25 protein-coding genes and 2 pseudogenes are annotated in these 18632 nt (G+C 66.9%); 19 read left to right on the top strand and 8 right to left on the bottom strand.

Annotated features, from left to right (window positions below):
* Nucleotides 1-85: 85 nt before the first annotated feature.
* From ACVWZN_RS14375 to ACVWZN_RS14365, 3 genes are all read left to right on the top strand, one after another.
* Nucleotides 86-427: a YciI family protein gene (locus tag ACVWZN_RS14375; protein WP_456954403.1), complete on the top strand. Its 342-nt coding sequence runs from the start codon at nucleotides 86-88 to the stop codon at nucleotides 425-427.
* Nucleotides 428-545: 118 nt separating this feature from the next.
* Nucleotides 546-1076 carry an RDD family protein gene (locus ACVWZN_RS14370; RefSeq protein ID WP_456954402.1) on the top strand — a complete coding sequence of 177 codons (531 nt, stop codon included), beginning with the start codon at nucleotides 546-548 and terminating at the stop codon, nucleotides 1074-1076.
* A gap of 155 nt (nucleotides 1077-1231) precedes the next feature.
* A complete protein-coding gene (locus ACVWZN_RS14365; RefSeq protein ID WP_456954401.1) occupies nucleotides 1232-1999 on the top strand; it encodes a hypothetical protein in 768 nt (255 codons plus the stop codon).
* Between the two features lie 238 nt (nucleotides 2000-2237).
* Here the strand turns inward: ACVWZN_RS14365 and ACVWZN_RS14360 are convergent, their stop codons facing one another.
* On the bottom strand, nucleotides 2238-2510 hold the full coding sequence (locus ACVWZN_RS14360; RefSeq protein WP_456954400.1) for a hypothetical protein: 273 nt from the start codon (nucleotides 2508-2510) through the stop codon (nucleotides 2238-2240).
* A 204-nt stretch (nucleotides 2511-2714) separates the two neighbouring features.
* Between ACVWZN_RS14360 and ACVWZN_RS14355 the strand changes: the two genes are divergently transcribed.
* From ACVWZN_RS14355 to ACVWZN_RS14330, 6 genes and pseudogenes are all read left to right on the top strand, one after another.
* Entirely contained in the window at nucleotides 2715-3560 is an 846-nt protein-coding gene (locus ACVWZN_RS14355) for an N-acyl homoserine lactonase family protein (RefSeq protein ID WP_456954399.1), read from the top strand.
* 51 nt (nucleotides 3561-3611) lie between these two features.
* Nucleotides 3612-3716 (top strand): annotated as a pseudogene (locus ACVWZN_RS14350) (CPXCG motif-containing cysteine-rich protein); the annotation flags it as partial.
* A gap of 472 nt (nucleotides 3717-4188) precedes the next feature.
* Entirely contained in the window at nucleotides 4189-4971 is a 783-nt protein-coding gene (gene ppk2, locus ACVWZN_RS14345) for a polyphosphate kinase 2 (protein ID WP_456954398.1), read from the top strand.
* Nucleotides 4972-5076: 105 nt separating this feature from the next.
* Complete coding sequence (locus tag ACVWZN_RS14340; RefSeq protein ID WP_456954397.1) at nucleotides 5077-5547, top strand: DUF1456 family protein; 471 nt, start codon at nucleotides 5077-5079, stop codon at nucleotides 5545-5547.
* A gap of 49 nt (nucleotides 5548-5596) precedes the next feature.
* Complete coding sequence (locus ACVWZN_RS14335; RefSeq protein WP_027083994.1) at nucleotides 5597-5908, top strand: hypothetical protein; 312 nt, start codon at nucleotides 5597-5599, stop codon at nucleotides 5906-5908.
* 107 nt (nucleotides 5909-6015) lie between these two features.
* Nucleotides 6016-6426, top strand: a complete 411-nt coding sequence (locus tag ACVWZN_RS14330; protein ID WP_456954396.1) for a hypothetical protein — start codon at nucleotides 6016-6018, stop codon at nucleotides 6424-6426.
* 79 nt (nucleotides 6427-6505) lie between these two features.
* On the opposite strand, the pseudogene ACVWZN_RS14325 reads toward ACVWZN_RS14330, so the two are convergent.
* Nucleotides 6506-6640: pseudogene (locus ACVWZN_RS14325) on the bottom strand (DJ-1/PfpI family protein); the annotation flags it as partial.
* A 288-nt stretch (nucleotides 6641-6928) separates the two neighbouring features.
* Here ACVWZN_RS14325 and ACVWZN_RS14320 point away from each other — a divergent pair.
* Together ACVWZN_RS14320 and ACVWZN_RS14315 are read left to right on the top strand one after the other, a co-directional pair.
* Complete coding sequence (locus ACVWZN_RS14320) at nucleotides 6929-7321, top strand: hypothetical protein (protein ID WP_456954395.1); 393 nt, start codon at nucleotides 6929-6931, stop codon at nucleotides 7319-7321.
* 135 nt (nucleotides 7322-7456) lie between these two features.
* Entirely contained in the window at nucleotides 7457-8374 is a 918-nt protein-coding gene (locus tag ACVWZN_RS14315; protein ID WP_456954394.1) for a hypothetical protein, read from the top strand.
* 132 nt (nucleotides 8375-8506) lie between these two features.
* Here the strand turns inward: ACVWZN_RS14315 and ACVWZN_RS14310 are convergent, their stop codons facing one another.
* Nucleotides 8507-9037, bottom strand: coding sequence for a type 1 glutamine amidotransferase domain-containing protein (locus tag ACVWZN_RS14310; RefSeq protein WP_456954393.1), 531 nt, complete (start codon nucleotides 9035-9037; stop codon nucleotides 8507-8509).
* A gap of 197 nt (nucleotides 9038-9234) precedes the next feature.
* Here ACVWZN_RS14310 and ACVWZN_RS14305 point away from each other — a divergent pair, with 197 nt between their 5' ends.
* Nucleotides 9235-10026, top strand: coding sequence for an SDR family NAD(P)-dependent oxidoreductase (locus ACVWZN_RS14305; protein WP_456954392.1), 792 nt, complete (start codon nucleotides 9235-9237; stop codon nucleotides 10024-10026).
* A gap of 6 nt (nucleotides 10027-10032) precedes the next feature.
* On the opposite strand, the gene ACVWZN_RS14300 is transcribed toward ACVWZN_RS14305, so the two are convergent.
* Nucleotides 10033-11370, bottom strand: coding sequence for a dicarboxylate/amino acid:cation symporter (locus ACVWZN_RS14300; protein ID WP_456954781.1), 1338 nt, complete (start codon nucleotides 11368-11370; stop codon nucleotides 10033-10035).
* Between the two features lie 537 nt (nucleotides 11371-11907).
* Nucleotides 11908-12270: a DUF1428 domain-containing protein gene (locus ACVWZN_RS14295; protein ID WP_456954391.1), complete on the bottom strand. Its 363-nt coding sequence runs from the start codon at nucleotides 12268-12270 to the stop codon at nucleotides 11908-11910.
* 431 nt (nucleotides 12271-12701) lie between these two features.
* Between ACVWZN_RS14295 and ACVWZN_RS14290 the strand changes: the two genes are divergently transcribed.
* The 6 genes from ACVWZN_RS14290 to ACVWZN_RS14265 all read left to right on the top strand — a co-directional run bounded on the left by ACVWZN_RS14290 (nucleotide 12702) and on the right by ACVWZN_RS14265 (nucleotide 16827).
* Nucleotides 12702-13286, top strand: a complete 585-nt coding sequence (locus tag ACVWZN_RS14290) for a hypothetical protein (protein ID WP_456954390.1) — start codon at nucleotides 12702-12704, stop codon at nucleotides 13284-13286.
* Nucleotides 13287-13411: 125 nt separating this feature from the next.
* Nucleotides 13412-13852 (top strand): DMT family transporter, encoded by a 441-nt coding sequence (locus tag ACVWZN_RS14285; RefSeq protein ID WP_456954780.1) that lies wholly within the window; start codon nucleotides 13412-13414, stop codon nucleotides 13850-13852.
* Nucleotides 13853-13914: 62 nt separating this feature from the next.
* Entirely contained in the window at nucleotides 13915-14136 is a 222-nt protein-coding gene (locus ACVWZN_RS14280) for a hypothetical protein (RefSeq protein ID WP_027084004.1), read from the top strand.
* Between the two features lie 71 nt (nucleotides 14137-14207).
* A complete protein-coding gene (locus tag ACVWZN_RS14275; RefSeq protein ID WP_456954389.1) occupies nucleotides 14208-15359 on the top strand; it encodes a serine hydrolase domain-containing protein in 1152 nt (383 codons plus the stop codon).
* Nucleotides 15360-15572: 213 nt separating this feature from the next.
* Nucleotides 15573-16151 (top strand): histone H1-like repetitive region-containing protein, encoded by a 579-nt coding sequence (locus ACVWZN_RS14270; protein WP_456954388.1) that lies wholly within the window; start codon nucleotides 15573-15575, stop codon nucleotides 16149-16151.
* A 133-nt stretch (nucleotides 16152-16284) separates the two neighbouring features.
* On the top strand, nucleotides 16285-16827 hold the full coding sequence (locus ACVWZN_RS14265; RefSeq protein ID WP_456954387.1) for a DUF6630 family protein: 543 nt from the start codon (nucleotides 16285-16287) through the stop codon (nucleotides 16825-16827).
* A 111-nt stretch (nucleotides 16828-16938) separates the two neighbouring features.
* Here ACVWZN_RS14265 and ACVWZN_RS14260 read toward each other — a convergent pair whose 3' ends face one another.
* The 3 genes from ACVWZN_RS14260 to ACVWZN_RS14250 all read right to left on the bottom strand — a co-directional run bounded on the left by ACVWZN_RS14260 (nucleotide 16939) and on the right by ACVWZN_RS14250 (nucleotide 17685).
* Entirely contained in the window at nucleotides 16939-17097 is a 159-nt protein-coding gene (locus ACVWZN_RS14260; RefSeq protein WP_196804430.1) for a hypothetical protein, read from the bottom strand.
* 61 nt (nucleotides 17098-17158) lie between these two features.
* Nucleotides 17159-17362 (bottom strand): hypothetical protein, encoded by a 204-nt coding sequence (locus ACVWZN_RS14255; RefSeq protein ID WP_027084007.1) that lies wholly within the window; start codon nucleotides 17360-17362, stop codon nucleotides 17159-17161.
* Entirely contained in the window at nucleotides 17359-17685 is a 327-nt protein-coding gene (locus ACVWZN_RS14250; protein ID WP_027084008.1) for a YkgJ family cysteine cluster protein, read from the bottom strand. Before ACVWZN_RS14250 ends, ACVWZN_RS14255 begins: the two co-directional genes overlap by 4 nt.
* 404 nt (nucleotides 17686-18089) lie before the next feature.
* Here ACVWZN_RS14250 and ACVWZN_RS14245 point away from each other — a divergent pair, with 404 nt between their 5' ends.
* Nucleotides 18090-18632, top strand: a complete 543-nt coding sequence (locus tag ACVWZN_RS14245) for a hypothetical protein (protein ID WP_456954386.1) — start codon at nucleotides 18090-18092, stop codon at nucleotides 18630-18632.

Below are 18632 nucleotides of genomic sequence, written 5' to 3'. Positions count from 1 at the left end.
GCACCAGCAAAGAAAAGTAACTCGGGCGCGTCAGCGCACGAAACGCTCTTCTGCACGCGAGCAATCGCGCGACACGGAACGCGAAATGTCCAAATACCTGATCTCCTTCCCCGCCCCCGCAATGATCGTCCCCGACGGCGAATGGGACGATGTCGTACGCGACTCGCACGCCGTGATCGAACAGGCCAAGGCCGCGGGCGTCTACATATTCGGCGGCGGCATCGACGAAGGCGTGCTGGTCGCGCTCGTCTCCGCGGACGGCACGACAGTCGATAACGGATACCCCGATGGGCCGAAGCTCAATGGTGGCTTCACCATCCTCGAACTGCCCACGCGCGACGCCGCCATCGAATGGGCCGCCCGCCTCGCCGAAGCGTGCCGCTGCGCACAGGAATTGCGCGTCTTCCATTACGACCCGGCGTCGTAATACAGGGTCCCTGCAGCGACGCGCGTCCAATCGCCGGCCGTAGGTCCAACAGGCGCAGCGCCTGCTTTTGGTTATCGTTCGTTTGCGCTCGGGGCGCATAACCAAAGCAGGGGACCTCATGACGAACAAAGAACCAGACCGCAGCCCACCGCTTCCGGTCGCAGCGATCGCCGCCGGATACGACGCCTCCATCGTCGTGCGCCGCTGGCTCGGCGCGTGGATCGACTTCATCGTGCTGGCGTCGTTCCTGCTCATCCCCGACTACGTGCTCGGCAACGAGCGATACCAGGCGACGCTCGTGGTGTGGATCGCGCTGCTCGTGGCGTATTTCCCTGCGATGGAGATACTGTTCGGAAAGACCGTTGGGAAGTTCGCCACCGGCACGCGCGTCGTCAATGCAGCGGGCGGACGTCCGTCGCTGGGGCAGAGCCTCGTGCGCACGCTGTTTCGCCTGATCGAAGTGAACCCGCTGCTCGCCGGCGGCATCCCGGCCGGTATCGCGGTGGTTGCATCGCGACACAAGCAACGCTTGGGCGACATGGTCGCCAATACGTACGTGATCTTGGCGCGTGACCTGCGCGGGCACGCGTCGACCGCAACCGCGAACGACGCCACGGCGGAGCCGCCACCGCTTCCAGGTGTTGCCTGACGTGGGAGCACGATGCTGCTGATACGCAGCAGGATCGTGACGGCAACGCTGCCGAACTCGTAAGGTCAAGCGAGCAATGGCATGCACGTCGCCACGAAATTGAATGCGTCAGGACGACGCCTTATCGTGGCGGGCATATCCGCCAGGCTCCGCTTATGTCCCGCCTACTGATTGCCTTCGCTTCGCTGCTGGTTGCGGCGCCTTCGCTCGCCGCACCTCCATTGCAGATCAATGCGGAGGACCACGGTGCGGGCCGTTTCCGCGTCCGCGCTACGGTACCGGACACGACGGATGTGCAGCACGCACAGGCACTGCTCGCGCCCGCCTTCGCGCAGTTGTGCCAGGGCGCTCGGGTCACACTGGGCCATTACACGTTCGAGGGATCCGAGCCGCTGACCGGCAAAGGATCGAAGCAATTGATGCTGGCGCAGGACGTCCAGTGCGGCGATTCGCCACCGCTGGTCCACGACTCGGCGGAACGCCCTGCTCCGACGGCGAGAGACGAGGCGCGCGTGCGGTCGAACATGCTCGACTACCTCAAGGCGCGTGACGCGGGCGATCGAGCGATGTTGGCGTCGATCTATTCCAGCGAAATGAAGCGGGCGCTTCTGAACGACGGGATGATCAAGGCATCCGTCGCGTTCCGTGATGCAGCAGGAGGTCCCGGCGCGCCACGCCTGTCCGAGCTCGACTGGCAGGACGACCCGGAAGGCACCGAGCCAGGGCGCTATGTCGCCGTTGATTACATCGTCGATTATCCGAACGGCGCTGTCAGCTGCGGCTATGTGGGCTGGCGCCAACTGTCGCCGGAGCTCTACGAAATCATCCGTGTCGAGCAGGGAGACTTGGAGCGGACGGCGCTAGACGCCATTCCGGTGGCCGATCGCGATGCGGCGCGCCGGAAGATCGGCTGTCGCGATTAGCGCTCGTCGAACGCGATCTTCCGACTGCGTGACCACCATGCGCCCGACACTCGCTGACCGAATCGATCTGCCTTACGACTTCGACGCGATGCGTCGCCTGGTGAAGAACTTGCCGCCGCGTTGGGGCTTATGTGCGAAGTCACGCATGCACCGAAGCGATACACGCTCGTGCGTTCGCGCAACTGACGAGCATCAGGTCTCGACGGCCGATCAATCGCTCAGGACGCGATGGTCGCGACTACTCGCCGTCGTTCGCCGCCCGCGCCGCATCCTCCAGTGACTTGCGCAGGATCAGCTTGTAGTTCTCCAGCGTCCCCTGGAAGCCGTCGCGCATCGGATGACTTTCAGGCAGCGCGCCGAGCGTCTCCATCGTCGCCTGCTCCAGCGACTCGATGACCGACAGCAGCGCCTGTGGCTGCGAACTGAAGGGCAGCATCACGCCCACCACGGCCTTCAGTGCGGCCATCTCTCCGTAGAGGCGGTACAGCGGTTCGGCGGATGCGTCGGTCATCTCGAAATTCCGGTCATGCGTGAGGTCACGCTGTAGCGGTCACGATGCGGGAAGCGCGTGATCGCTGCAAACCTCGATCGCGAGTCGGCATCGTCACAGCGCCGGCCGTCGGCGAAGCGACAGGTGGCGCGGGAAGCAGCGCCCGTCGTCGCGATGCCGGGCCACAATCGCGTCTAGTCCCGATCGGCCACTACCGAGCGAACGATGCGCATGCCCCGCCCCATCGCCCACGCGTCGCGCGTGATCGCCGTCGTCGCCCTGTGCAGTGCCGCGTTCGCCGCGAACGCCGCCGACGTGGCGCTCGCGCGTCTCGACTGCGGCAACGAGCCGGCGCCGGTCAGCGTCGCGTCGTTCTCCGACACCTTCGAGCATGAGCGGCTGAAGCTGCCGCTCACCTACAGCTGCTACCTGATCCGCCACGGCAAGGACTACCTGCTGTGGGACACGGGCAACGCGGTCGATGGCGCGCCGGAAGCGCCGAAGGTGTCGATCGTGCAGCAGCTCGCGCGCATCGGCCTGCGCCCCGAGGACATCGCCAACGTCGGCATCAGCCACTACCACGGCGACCACACCGGGCAGCTCGCCGACTTCCCGAAGGCGAAGTTGCTGATCGGCCAACGCGACTGGGCGGTGGTGAGCGCGGCCAACCCGCCGGCCGGTATGAACGCAAAGGACTTCGCCGCGCGGCGTGCACGCTTCGCGCCGTGGATCGCAGGCGGCAAGGTCGAGCCCGTCACCGGCGACCGCCACGACGTGTTCGGCGACGGCACGGTGGTGATGATCGACCTGCCCGGCCACACGCCGGGCCACCACGGCCTGCTGGTGCGCCTGGAAAAGATGGGCAACGTGCTGCTGACCGGCGACGTGACCCACTTCCGCGAGAACTACCGCAGCGACGGCGTGCCCACCTGGAACACCGACCGCGCGCAATCGCTGGCGTCACTCGACCGCTTGCGCAAGATGGCGACGAACCTGTCCGCGACCGTGATCATCCAGCACGACCCGCGCGACATCACCAAGCTGCCGACGTTCCCGGCGTTCGCGCGCTGACCGCACCACACGGCGCACGCTCGGGCACCACTACCGCGCATCGAGAACCTCATGCTGTCCACCCGCGAAGTCGAATGCCCCTACTGCGGCGAACCCATCGACCTCGTCGTCGACAGCAGCGGCGGATCGCAGCGCTACATCGAAGACTGCCAGGTCTGATGCCGACCGATCACCGTGATCCTCGAAGTCGACGGCGATAGCGACGACGACGTGCAGGTCTACGTGCAGTCGGAATCGGATACCTGACGAGCGCGAAGGCGCGACACGTCCGCCGACGCAACGACCGCAACACGGCCACACAAGACCCAACGGGCGGCGCGCAGGACGCGCGCCGTCGCCACTTGGCGATCCGGCGTTGCTTGCGAACCGCAGGTTCGCGCGCCGCTGAGCGCCCGCCGCGCTGCGGCGGGCCGAAGGATGCCGAGTGTGGCGATCTCGACAGTCCCGCCAGTCGCAGGCTGTAGATCCCTCGGGGAAGGTGCTTTCTTTGGTTACTTTCTTTGCACCAGCAAAGAAAGTGACTCGGGCGCTTCAGCGCACGAAACGCTTCTACCCGTAGCACAAACAGCCCGTGCACCCCACGAGAGCGACAGTCCAACCACCGACATCGCACCGCCACGAGAGCCCCATGAGCCACCTGAAAAAGAAGGCCTACCGCGCCCTCCTCGAGCCCCTGCAGCTCGAGCTCATCGCCCTCTCCCAATCCCTCGCGCACACCGGCGGCCGCGTCCTCGTGCTGATGGAAGGCCGCGACAGCGCCGGCAAGGGCGGCGCGATCCAGGCCATCGCCGAGCACCTCAACCCGCGCCAGTGCCGCGTCGTCGCGCTGCCCAAGCCCACCGATCGCGAAGCCGCGCAGTGGTACTTCGAACGCCACGTCGCGCACCTGCCCGCAGCCGGCGAGATCGTGCTGATGGATCGCAGCTGGTACAACCGCGCCGGCGTCGAACGGGTGATGGGCTACTGCACCGATGAGCAATACGACGCCTTCCTGCGGCAGGCGCCGCTGTTCGAGCGCCTGCTCGTCGACGACGGCATCCACCTGTTCAAGTACTGGCTCTGCGTCGACCAGAAACTGCAGGAAGAACGCTTCCAGGAACGTCGCACCGATCCGCTGAAAGGCTGGAAGCTGTCGCCCATCGACCTGCAGGCGCGCACGCATTACGACGCCTACACCGAGGCGCGCGAGGCCATGCTGTGTGCGACGCATACCGAGCAGGCGCCGTGGACGCTGGTCGATTTCAACGACCAGAAACGCGGCCGGCTCACGTTGATCCGCGACCTGCTCGATCGCATGCCGGATGCGCGGCTTACGGAACCGGTGATGGACCTGCCTCCGATGGAGGGCAAGCCGTCGAAGGAAAGCTACGGCGTGGTGAAGCCGATTAAGTCGTTCCCGCTGCACGATTGAACGCGCTGCGGACGGTCGCGCCCGGTCGTGCGTCGGCGCGATTACGGGCCTGACCGCGCCAGTCCTTTATCCTGCGCGGGTCTTCCCGCCGTGCCGCGCAAACCCATGATCAATAACGACGTCCTGCGCAGCGTGCGCTACATGCTGGACCTGAGCGACGCGCACGTCGCCAACCTGGTCCAGATGGCCGACCCGGCCGTGGTGCTCGACAAGGCCGATGTGCAGGCCTACCTGCGCAAGGAGGACGAGCCCGGCTTCCAGGATTTCGACGACCGCCTGCTCGGTCTGTTCCTCGACGGGCTGGTGATCCATTGCCGCGGCCCGCGCGAGGATGCGACGCCGCGTCCGCCCGAGAAGCGCGTCAATAACAACGCCGTGCTCAAGAAGTTGCGCGTCGCGTTCGAGCTGAAGGACGTCGACATGCATGCGGTGTTCGCAGCCGCGGGGCATCCGATCTCGAAGCCGGAGCTGTCCGCGCTGTTCCGCCAGCCGGGCCACAAGAACTTCCGCCTGTGCGGCGACCAGCTGCTTCGGTATTTCCTGCGGGGTCTGACATTGCGGGTGCGTGGCGGCTGACCGCTGCGTCTCGACTTTTCGCTACACACGCCACGCCTACAATCGCGCCATGGACTATCAGCTGGTCATCAAGCTCTGGCGCAAGTCGTTGACGGACGAAGCGTTCCTGGCAACGGTCGAGAACGAACTGAAGGCGGCGCTGGGCAATGCCGTCGAGCTGGAAGGGCACGACGTGAGCGCGAAGGAGATCAACTTCTTCATGCTCACCGCCGACCCGCGCCCCACGTTCCGGCGCGCGAAGGATGTGCTGGAAAAGCTGGGCGTTGAGGCCGGCCTGTCCGCCGCCTACCGCCTTAACGGCGGCGCGCAGTTCACCTCGGTGTGGCCCACGCGGCCGATGCGGAAGTTCACGCTGCCGTAGAGCTGCGCTGCGCCGGCTTGCATGCCGCGCCGGCGCCCGGCACTTTGATGGCGTGGCCGCAACGGCCGCGTCCAACCTCTGCATGACCCGACTGGGGAGCCGTCGTCATGAAATCGATCGTTCGCGCGGCGTTCGCTGCCGCCTTCCTGCTGTTCGCCGTCGACTGCGCAGCGTCCGAACGCTGGTACTGGGCCACCGCCCAGTGCAGCGACGAGGCCGACGAAAACGTCTACATGTTCGCGGCCGTGGTGAGCGTCGACGCCGATGACGAGGATGCCGACGCGCCACAGCACAGCCAGGACTCGGCGCGGTTCGGCTTCGGCAACCATGCCGAATCGGCGTACGCGGACGACTACTGCGCCGCGGGCGGCATCAGCGCGCAGAACATGGCCGCGACGGGCAGCTACGACAGCCGCGACGAAGCTGCTGCCGCACTCGATGCCTATGTCGAACGCAAGGAAGCCGACGACAGCCCGTGGCTGACCATCGTTCGCGTCGACGATTACACGGCCGACTAGACGGCAGCCGCCTCCGCAGAGACACGCGAGGTCTCAACATGCGCTTGCAGTGACAACGCCGTCGCTGCGCGTACCAAGGTCAGCGCAACGCCTCGATCACCGCGTCCGCGAACTGCGGAATGTCGTCGGGCTTGCGGCTGGTGATGAGGTGGCCGTCGCGCACGACGGCTTCGTCCTTCCACGTCGCGCCGGCGTTCTGCAGGTCGGTGCGGACCGGGCTTCGCTCGGAACAGTTGTGGAAGCACCGGCAGCCATGCGAGAGCCCTCCGGATGCGTCGCGAAGCGCTCCACTTCGGGGCCGAGCAACCCCGCTCGCGCGTCCCGTGCGTTGGATGTCCCCGCGACCGCACGCGAGCCGGGCATGAATCGCGGCGTCCATCGGGACGCCAGGCAGTGCCCGTTCCTTGCAGTGCGCCCGCCCGCCGCGTCGCGACCTTGCCGCGCGAGGAGGCCCGCCACAGAATCGACCCGGTCCACAGCGACTTCAAACAGGGGGGAAACAATGAAGAACCAACACGCACGACGCCGCGTAACGGCGGCACTCGTTGCAGCCGGCCTTGCGCTTGCGGGCAGCAATGCAGTCGCGTCCGGCTGGATCGACGAGCTGGAACAAAGCTGCAACGCGGGTGATGGCGGCGACTGCGGCACGCTGGGCAGCCAGCTCATGTTGGGCGCAGTGGTACCGAAGGACGCGGTGCGTGCCCGCGCAGCATTCGAGAAGGGCTGCGGACTCGACGACCGGATGGCGTGCGTCGGCCTCTACCAAGCGCTGGCACTGGGCGAAGGCGGTCCGCAGGAGCAGGCACGCGCAAAGCAGCTCGAGCCGAAGGTCTGCAAGACCGGGATCGTTTCTGTCGACGTGCACTTGAAGGCCAAGGGGCTCTGCCGCGACTGACGACTGCGCAGTCCGTGCAGTCCAAGCATCGAGGCACAAACCCCGCGACGCGCCGCGCGTGCGCGCGCGCATGTTTCGCCATGCCGGCCGCCGAGCGCCGCAGCGCCCACCACGACAACTACCAGGGGACACGCCATGGCATCACGCTTCCTATCCAAAGCCGCACTCGCACTCGCCTTCTCCTGCGCGATGAGCGCGCACGCCGAGCAGTGGACGCTCTGTACCGCGCTGTCGCACGACGGCAATCCGGGGGTCGGTGTCGTCACCGTGTCGCAGGTATTTCCCGTGTCGGCCGCGGGCGACTACCTGACCGAGTGGCGCACGTACATCGCGCAGAAATACCTGGGCATGTCCGAGCACATCGCGCTGTGCTCGGAGTCCGTGGACTCCGCTGCGCAGGCCGCCACCGGGCGCGACAACTTCATCTACAAATACAGCGGCGCGTATCTGGTCGACGAACCGGATTGGCGCCCGCGCGGCGCGACGGCGGCGCCGACACCGGCACAGAACGCCGCGACACGGCGCGATGACACCAATGTCGCGCAGCCGGTCACGAACGACGCATCCGACGCTGCGTCGTCCAACGATGACGATGCACAGGCCGCACGCGCGCAGGAAGCAGCACAGGCACGTGAGCGCACGCGACGCGACGCCGAGGCCAAGGCCAAGGTGGCCGACGCCGCGAAGGTAGAGCAGCAGCGCAAGGCCGATGCCGCAGCGAAGGCGACGCGCGATGCGGAAGCCAAGCGTCGCGAGCAGACGGAGAAGCTGAAGGCGTCGACCGACACCGATGCGAACCGCTGCGTCACCACGCCGGAAGTGAAGACCGACGCGACCTTCAAGGGCAACACCGCCGCGAGCGTCATGAACGGCTGCGGGGTACCGGTCGACGTGCGCGTCTGCCTGATGACCGACGGTGGCTGGAACTGCGGCATGACCTACGGCCTGCAGCCGCAGCAGCGCTGGAGCTATTCGTCGTTCAAGGCGACAGGCCGCGTCTTCATGGACGCACGCACGTCCACGAGCAGCCGCAAGATGGCATCGCCGGACTAAAGTTCGCTGCAACACCGAGCGATCGAAGCGGGCGGTGCTGCACTCGCCCGCTTCGATCCGGTCCGCACGCGCGGGTAGCCGATGCTTGTGCACGCACGGAAGACGTCGATACGCGCGACGCGCTCGGGTCGATCAACGCAATGCGTCGATCACCGCGTCCGCGAACTGCGGAATGTCGTCGGGCTTGCGACTGGTGATGAGGTGCCCGTCGCGCACGACGGCTTCGTCCTTCCATGTCGCGCCGGCGTTCTGCAGGTCGGTGCGCACCGACGGCCACGACGTGACATTGCGGCCCTTCGCGACACCGGCCTCGACCAACAGCCATGGGCCGTGGCAGATCGCGGCTAGCGTCTTGCCGGCGCGATCGAAGGCGCGCACGAACTCGACCGCCGCGTCCTGCGTGCGCAGCTGGTCGGGATTGATGACGCCACCCGGAAGCACCAGCGCGTCGTAGTCGTCGGCGCGCGCCTGCGACAGCTCGACATCGACCGGCACGGTGTCGCCCCAGTTCTTTTCCGACCAGCCGCGGATCTCGCCGGGCTTCGGTGCAATCACGTCGACCTGGAAACCGGCGTCCTTGAGCAGCTGTCGCGGCTTCATCAGCTCGGACTGCTCGAACCCGTCGGTGGCGAGGATGGCGATGCGTTTGCCGCTGGTGGCCATGGTCGATCTCCCTGAAAGACGCGCACCGTAGGCGTGGCGCGGTGGCGTCGTCGTGATCGAGCGGCTGTTCGCATGTCGACGATGTCGATGCGACGTGCCGCAGGCGTCGCGCGGAGAGTTGATGCACGCTCGCGTCGCCGACATTCGTTTAACCGCCCACCGCCTAGAAGCTGCAGTCCCGACCCCGGAGCCCGTCGATGAATCCTTCTCCCCGCGCACTCGTCACCGGCGCATCCGCCGGCATCGGTCGGTCCTATGCGCAACACCTCGCGCGCACCGGCCATGCGCTGGTGCTGGTGGCGCGACGTGCCGACCGGCTCAACGCATTGGCGGACGAATTGCGACAGGCGCACGGCATCGACGTCGAAGTACTGCCGGCAGATCTCGAATCGGACGACGGCGTGCAGCGCGTGGTCGATCGGCTCGCTGCGGAGCCGGCCGTCGACCTGCTGGTGAACAACGCGGGCTATGCAGCGCGTGGCCGCGTGGCCGAACTCGACGCCGATGCGACCGCCGCGATGCTGCGCGTCAACGTGCTCGCGCTCACGCGGCTGTCGATCGCGGCGATGTCGCGCATGGTCGCCGCCGGTCGCGGGCGCATCATCAATGTCGCGTCGGGCACGGTCTTCATGCAGATGCCGGGTAACGCCGGCTACGGCGCGTCGAAGAACTACGTAATGGCGTTCACCCGCACCATGCAGGCCGAGGCCGCAGGCACCGGCGTGCACGTGCAACTGTTGATTCCCGGTGTGATCGCGACGGACTTCCACGAAGTCGCCGGCAATGCGATCTCGAACTTCCCGCCCGAACGCGTGATGTCGGCCGACGATCTGGTGGTCGCATCGCTGCGTGCGCTCGAGATGGAGGAAGCGATCTGTATTCCGTCGCTGCCCGACGTGGCGGACTGGGACGCGTATGTCGCCGCCGAACAGAAGCTGGTGCAGAACGTGTCGCGCGATCGGCCGGCGGCGCGATACCACGCGTCGTAACCACGCTCAGTCGACCGCCGCCTCGCCGGCTGCAGCGATCACACGTGGCCGGCCATCCAGTGCGGCACGCAGCGCATCGCGATCCAGCGCGTTCTCCCAGCGCGCGACCACCACCGTCGCCACCGCATTGCCGATGAAGTTGGTCAGCGAGCGGCATTCGCTCATGAAGCGATCGACGCCGAGGATCAATGCCATGCCGGCCACTGGAACTTCCGGCACGACCGCGAGCGTCGCGGCGAGCGTGATGAAGCCGGCGCCGGTGACGCCCGCCGCGCCCTTCGAGCTGAGCATCGCGACCAGCAGCAGCGCCATCTGGTGACCGAGCGTGAGCGGCGTGTCGGTCGCCTGCGCGATGAACAACGCGGCGAGCGTCATGTAGATGTTGGTGCCGTCGAGATTGAACGAATAGCCGGTCGGCACGACCAGGCCGACCACCGACTTCGCGCAGCCCGCGTTCTGCATCTTCTCCATCAGCGAGGGCAATGCGGATTCGGATGAAGACGTGCCGAGTACCAGCAGCAGCTCGGCCTTGAGATAACGGATCAGCTTGAGGATCGAGAAGCCGCAGAGCCGCGCGACGATGCCGAGGATGACCAGCACGAACAGCAGCGACGTCAGGTAGAACGAACCGACCAGCCACGCGAGGTTGGCTAGCACCGCGAGCCCGTATTTGCCGATGGTGAAGGCCATTGCGCCGAACGCGCCGATGGGCGCAAGCCGCATCAGCATGTGCACCATGCGGAATACCGGCGCAAGCAGCGCGTCGAGCAGTGCGACCACCGGCCGCGCGCGTTCGCCGGTCAGCATCAGTGCGATGCCGAACAGCACGGCGACGAACAGCACCTGCAGGATGTTGTCGCCGACGAGCGGGCTGATCAGCGTGGTCGGAATGATTTCGAGCAGGAAACCGGTAAGCGTGAGTTCGTGCGAGCGCGCGACGTAATCCTTCACCGCAGATGGATCGAGCGCCGCGATGTTGACGTGCAGGCCGGCGCCCGGCTGCACCACGTGCGCGACCACCAGCCCGACGATGAGCGCGAGCGTCGAGAAGAACAGGAAGTACGCCATCGCCTTGGCGAACACGCGCCCGACGCCGCGCAGCTGCTGCATGCCCGTGATGCCGGTAACTATGGTCAGGAAGATCACCGGCCCGATGATCATCTTCACCAGCTTGATGAAGGCATCGCCGAGCGGCTTCATCGATGCGCCGAGCGCCGGGTCGAAATGCCCGAGCAGCACGCCCGCGACGATCGCGACCAGCACCTGGAAGTAGAGGTGCCGGTAGAACGGCCGGGGCGGCGCGGGATGCTGCGGGGCGGCGTCGGAATTCGCGAGCGGATCGATCACGCGTGTGCTCCGGAGGTGTGCATTCGTCGGGCGGCGGCTACGCAGTGAGCATATCGGCCGGCGTGCGCAGGCGGTGCAATGCCGCGAGCTCGGCAGGCCGTCCGTCGTCGGCGGGCCCGTTCGTACGCTCGACCGCCCGACGGACTTTGCGTCGTGCGCACCGCCGCCGTGCCATGCTTCACCCGACCCCGCAATGCCCTGCGGACGTGGAGTGCGTCATGAGTAAGGGAATGGACCGCAAGAAGGAAACGAAGAAGAAGCCGGCGAAGACGCCAGAGGAAAAGCGCGCCGCGAAGAACGAGAAGAAGGCCAACAAGCCGTTTACGCCGACCTGAGTCGCCGCGGACGTACACACGGCGCCGGGCGATCGCCCATGCGAGCCGATGTGCGTCCAGATGCGGTGTCGGATGGCGCGGCGATCCCGCGCCTGCGACGTGCAACCGAACGTCGCGCCCGATCTGCATGCATGAAAGGCCGCACCATCGTGCGGCCTTTGCTTTGTCGGGAAGTCGCTGCGCGTGATCGCCTACGCGGTCAATGCAGGCCCAGCGTGTTGATGATCGGCTTGAAGCCGCCCCAGAACATGCGCTTGCCGTCGAACGGCATCGGCTCTGGGCCCGGCTGCATGTCGGGGTCGGACATGATCTTTTCCCATGCGGCGTCACGCGTGGGCTTGTCGGGCCAGACAACGAACGAGAACAGCACGTTCTCGCCGTCCTTGGCCTGCACGGCGCGATAGAAGTCGGTGGTGTGCCCGTGCTCGAGCCCGTCACCGACCGCCTCGACGGTACCAATGGCACCGTGCGACTTGGCCTTGCGTGCGAACGTTTCGGCCATGGTGGTATAGGCGCCGAGGTTCTTTTCGTCCAGCGGGACGACGAATCCGTCGATGTACATGCGGCAGCTCCTGCGGGTGGGAAGGCAGGTTGGGCGTGATCGATGCGCGCGTGCAGGCCGTTGGTCGGATCGAATGTGTCGATCGCAGCGAGCGACGTGCCGACGACGCCCGCGAGATGTGTCGATTTCCGGGCCATCACCGCGGTGGGCGTGACATGACACCGCAACGCATTGTGATGCACCGCATTTCGTGAGTGCGCCCGCTGCGACAACGAGCACCACGACGAACGAATTTCTTACGCGAATCACGATATTTCGAGAGCTACGACACGTCGTTCGTCAGCATTCCGTTATTCGTGATGCGCGGCATTCGTCGCTAACTGAATAAGCGGCAACACGACCGGAACCGGCCGTGTACTTCGTGTGTCCGTCATCCGCGGTCCACGGCGGATCGCCCCGCGTATCGCGGGCTTCTTGCACGAAGGAATCTCATGAAGAGTGTGCTTGTCCTCGCCACTGTCCTGGTGGCTGTACTGCCGTGCGCGGCGTTTGCGCAGGAGCTGTCCCATAACTACGTCGAGTTCGGCGTGGCCCGCCAACACCAGGATCTACCGTCGTGGGTGGGGCACGACGAAAACTTCGACGGTGGCTATCTGCGTGGCTCGGCTGCACTCGGGGATAGCGGCGTGTACGGCTTCGGTGGGTATCGCCAAGGCACGGCCGCCCACAACCAGTCTTACAGCTACGACTCGTCCACTTCGCAGCTCGGCCTCGGATACGGCTATCGCATCGCGCCGCACGTGGAGCTGATCGGCGAAGGCAGTTACCTGCGTGACTACGTGGGTGGAATCACCACGGAAACGTGGCGTGGAAGCGCAGGCGTGCGCGGCGCGATGGGCGATCACGTCGAAGGCTGGGCGAAAGCGCACTACACCGATCGTGCCTACGGCGACAGCCGTTTTTCCGCGGAAGTCGGCGGGCAGTACAAGCTCAACGACACATGGGGCGTGACCGGCGACGTCGAAGTCGGTGACAACACGAACGTCTACACAGTCGGCATGCGCGCCAGCTTCTGACCGGCATGACGACGACGGCCGGGCCTGTTCGACCGAATGGGCCCGGCCGCTGTTTGCGGCGAGAATGGCGGCACGTCCGCGATGCGGGCGGTCGCCATCTCGACCGGGGAACCTTCGTGAATCCAATGATGCTGCTGCCGATCCTGCTCGTCGTATTCGCCGGCGCGATGATCGCGTTGCAGGCGCCGACCAACGTGATGCTCGCGCGTGCCGGCGGTTCGCCGTTGCTCGCGGCGCTGATCTCGTTCGCGGTGGGCACCACGGCCTTGTTCGTCGCGTGGCTGGCAAGCGGCAACCGCCCTGCACTCGCATCGTTCGGCCCGCTGCCGTGGTACGCGTGGATCGGTGGCGTCTACGGCGCGACGTATGTCGCCATCGCCGCGTACGCCGCGCCGCGCATCGGGCTGGCGTCGCTGATCACCATCGGCATCGCCGGGCAAATCGCGATGGCGCTATGGCTCGACCACCACGGCGCGCTCGGCCTGCCGCGCGCACCGATCAGCCTGATGCGCGTCGGCGGCGCGTTCCTGGTGATCGCGGGCGTGGCGATGGTGCGCAAGGGCTGACGCCAAGCCCGCGTCGCGAAAGGCTTCTCAGCCTGTGAGATGCGCAGGGCGAGACTGGCGGCATGCCCGCCATCCGATCGACCCGCCCTCCGCAGGACTTCGTGTCCATCACCGCGCCGAACTGGGCGCTGCTCTGCGAGCTGCTCGGCGAGAGCCCCAAGCAACTCACGCTGCGTCTGGACGGCCGATGCGTCGGCTGGCGCGCGCCGCAGATGTGGTACGTGGACCCCGACAGCTATCGCGCGGTGATGCAGCGCTGGCCGGACGGGTACTGGCCCGGCTGACGCACGCCGGCACGCGACCGCGGTAACGGTTCGCGTGCAGAATCGCCGCTTCGTCGAACCGAGCGCGGCCCGTGACCCATTCGTCGTTCCGCGCGCACCGCTTCGCGTTGCTCTGCATCGTGATGGCGGTCGCCGCGTGGTTCGTCTGGTGGCGACCGGTCGATGCACGCACGGGCCCTGCACCGCTCGAACTCGATGACGGTTGGACCGTGTCGACGCCCGCCGCCGAAGGCTTCGACGATGCGGCGCTGACCGCCGCGATCACGCACGTTCTCGACGGCCCGTACAACGTGCATTCGGTGCTGGTCGAACGGCATGGCCGACTCGTCGCCGAGTACTACCAGGGCGGTCGGGACCGCTCGGTGTATGCGCTCGTCTCGGTGCGCCGCAGCTTCGATGCATCGACGCTGCACGACGTGCGCTCGATCGGAAAGAGCGTGACGTCGCTGCTGTACGGCATCGCCCTCGCCGACGGTAAGGTGCCGGCGCCCGATACGTACCTGTCGACGGCGTATCCGCGCCTGCAGGACGTCGCCGCCGAAAACGCGAGCCACATCCGCGTGCGCGATCTGCTCGACATGACAACCGGCCTCGAATGGACCGAAGGCGCGCCCGGCATCAACGACGAGCTGCGCCTGTTCTCGCGCAAGGACCTCCCCGTCTACGTGCTCAAACGTCCGATGGCCACCGCGCCCGGCGACACGTTCAACTACAACGGCGGCGCCACCGCGTTGCTCGCCGACCTGATCTCGCGCGGCACCGGCGAGGACGTCGAGCAGTACGCGGCGCGCCGGCTGTTCGTGCCGCTCGGCATCCGTCACTGGGAGTGGGTGAAGGACCTGCACGGCAGGCCGATGCCCTTCAACGGGCTGCGCCTTCGACCACGCGACCTGCTGAAGATCGGGCGTCTCGCGCAGGACCATGGGCGATGGCACGGCGCGCGCGTCGTGCCGGCGGCATGGCTCAAGGATGCATGGGCGCCCGGTCGCGAGACGGGCGTCGCCGACTTCACCTATCGCGGCCAGTGGTGGGCCGGCACGCTGGACTGGCACGGCCGCACGTTGCCCTGGCATGCGGGGTTCGGCAACGGAGGGCAGCGCGTTTTCGTCGTGCCCGCGCTGGATCTCGTGATGGTTACTACGGCCGGTGCGTACGACGAAGATCCCACGGCGATCGCAGTGAATCGCTTGGTGCGTGGGGTCGCGGCGTCGGTGAATCGGTAGCGGTTCGACACGGCCCGTCGTGCATCGTTCGACGCATGCACGCCCATCTCGAAGTTCGATCTGCGTGGTCCGTCGAAGCCATCGAACCGACTGTGTCGACGTGCATCGATGTCGCGACCGATGCATCGCGATCGCGCGTCTTGTCATCGTCTCGACAAGCGCGTTGTTATTCCGGCCGCGGCGCAACCCCGAGCGCCTCATAAGGAGATCGACATGCCACGTGGTGACAAGTCGTCGTATTCGAGCAAGCAGAAGCGCAAGGCCGAGCACATCGAGGACAGCGAGCGCGAACGCGGCGCATCCGAAGGCACGGCCGAGCGCATCGCCTGGGCCACCGTCAACAAACAGGACGGCGGTGCGAAGAAGTCCGGCGGTCGCAAGTCGGCCAAGAAGGCGACCAAGAAGGCTACGAAGAAGTCGGCCGCCAAGAAGGGCGGCGCGCGCAACAGCACTGCGAAGAAGGCCGGCGCACGCAAGAGCGCAACCAAGAAGAGCACCGCACGCAAGACCGCCGCGAAGAAGGGTGGTGCGCGCAAGACCGCTGCAAAGAAGGGTGGTGCACGCAAGACCGCCGCGAAGAAAGCCGGCGCACGCAAGAGCGCGTCCAAGAAGTCGACGGCCCGCAAGTCGACGTCCACCGCCCGCAAGGCGGCGGCGAAGAAGGGCGGTCGCGCGACGGCAGCCAAGAAGACCGCGCGCAAGTCCGCCGCCAGGAAGGCCGGACGCGCGAGCGCGGCGAAGAAGAGCGGCGGGCGCAAGACGTCCGCACGCAAGAGCGCAAGCCGCGGCTGACGCGGCATCCGGGCCGGGTGTCGTCGTTCGCGGCGATGCCCGGCCTGTCGAAAGCAAGGGCAACAGTCGCTTCGATGTTTGTCCTGCACGCGTTCGGCGCGATGATGGCGGCCCGCCCCAGCCGGCCACCGCGATGCATTCCGAATTCGACCCCGACGACAACTTCGCGCACTCATTCGAAACGCAGGCCGACCTCGACGACGAGGCCGCGCTGGAAGCAGTGATCTGGCAGCTGCTGCTGCTCATCAATCCGGACGACGTGGACGCCGCGCAGGCGCAGTTCGCCGCTTGGCAGGAAGCCACGGGGGGCACCCAGGACGTGGATGCGGGCGTGGAAGCGCTACGCGAGGCGATCGACTGGAAGTCGGGCTTCCATGTCGCCGAGGGCGATACGCGCGGCGTGGTCGAAAGCCTGGACGAGCTCGCCGCGCGCTTCGACCTGCACATCGACTGGGGCGTGGAAGATCCGACCGACGACGAGTTCCTCGACGGCACCGACGTGCCGGAACTGCTCGACACCGCGTTCGATCGCCTGCGCGAGCATCACTACACACTGTGGGTGCGCGACATCGGCCCGGACATGCATGCGGGCTGGATGACGCACAGCCGCGACGACGAAGCCATGCGCGAGATCGCCGCGGCGCTCGGAATGAACGTCCGGCCTGCTGCGGCGTAAGGGAATGGGGCGGAGGCGACGCGGAACGCGTCGCTCGCGTGCGGCGCGCAGATCGCGCGTCGCGGATGACACTGCACCGGACGGGCGCGGGCCCGTCGGCGCATCACACGACTAGCGCGGCGCGTCGGCCGGCGGAGCGTCGTTCGGCGCGTCGGTGCCGTCGGGCTTCACGCCCTTTGCGTCGCGCTTGCGCGCGTCCTTCTCGTCTTTCTGCTTCTTCTTCGCGAGCTCGCGCTGGCGCTTTTCGAACGCGTAATTGGGCTTCGGCAAGTGGAATGCTCCTGTGGGACGGGTGGATCGATGGATCGCGACGGATCGCGGTAGCGCTACGTTACTCCGACGGCGTGACCGGCGGCGCATCGTCCTTGCGCTTGCGCGTGGGCGTATTGCCGAGCACTTCGACGTGACCACCGGCGGCTTCGAACGCGGCCAGGTGCTCGTTGATGTGCTCACTGGTGATCTGGCGCGAAAGGTCGACGCGGCGCGCATACGGCACGGCGGTGACGAGCGGGCGGATCGGGGGTTTGACGGTCATGTGGGTTCTCCGACGAGCATGGATTCGATGAGGCGTGAGCCGTGGACCGCGTAGTCCTCGCGCACCGCATCGCAGTACGGGCCGCCCATGCTGAAGCGGCGGCAGACCTCGGGACGGGCGTCGTAGATCGAGCAGCACATGCGTGCGCTGTCAACCGCGACGCACCAGCCTTCGGCATCGCGTGCCATCACCCGCAGGCCGTCGAGATCGGTCGTCAGGTGTTCGGCGATGCCGTCTTCCGGTTGCACGACCACGGTGAGCCGGCAGCACACGGCATCGCAGCGACCGCAATCGGCGGGCGCGACGACGGGCAGCGCGCTCACGTGACGAGGCCGGGCGGGGACGACGGCGGGCCGCAGGCGACACGCGGGTCGAAGGCGGCAAACGAGGTAAAAAGGGAAATACAGGACATGGCGCTGCTCCCGAAGGGGCGTCCGCAGAGGCGGTATCGCGTGGAGGGAGCGAAACGGGCGGCCGATCGGCCGGGCGCAGCGCGCGAATGAAGCAAAGACCCGGCCCATCCTACGCTCATTCCCCGGACGGGACCGTCCGCTCCGCCGGGCGGCGCGGGCGCGGTTCATGAGTCGGCGAGGCGGTTTTCGCCTGCTGCGGCTGCGGCTTCGTCCTCGCTTCACACAGCGGCCATCGTGAGGCCACGGGCGGGCGGCATTCTGACCCCCTGGCGCGACGCCAATGTCGCGCAAGTCCATCGACCGGAGAGTCCCGAATGGCCGCGATCCACCCTGCTCCACGCAACCGCCTGCGTCCCTTCGTCTGGGGCGCCGCGACCGCGCTGCTGTTGCTGCCCGCCGTCGCGATGCGCTTCGACACCGGCGTCGACTGGACCCTGCCCGACTTCGTGGTGATGGGCGCGATGCTCTACGGCGCGTGCGGCGTGTACGAAGTCGCGACGCGCATGTCGCGCGACCGCTGGTATCGCGCCGGCGCAGGCATGGCGGTGGTGACCGGCTTCCTGCTGACGTGGGTGACGCTGGCGGTCGGCATCATCGACAGCGAGCGCGATGTCGCGAACCTCGTGTTCCCCGGCGTGCTGCTGGTCGGTGCGATCGGCGCGGTGTCGGCGCGCTTGCGCGCGCAGGGCATGGCGAGCGCGATGATCGCGGCCGCGGCTGCGCAGTCGATCGCCGCGGCATTCGCGATGTTCGCGGGCCACGACGGCAAGGGCGGCTACGCGGCGGCCGTCTTCGTTCCGATGTGGCTGGCATCGGCGTGGTTGTTCAAGCGCGCGTCGAATGGCGCAAGGGCGTGA

This window comes from Lysobacter sp. HA35, from assembly GCF_054061195.1.
This window is presented reverse-complemented; position numbering and strand designations above follow the sequence as displayed.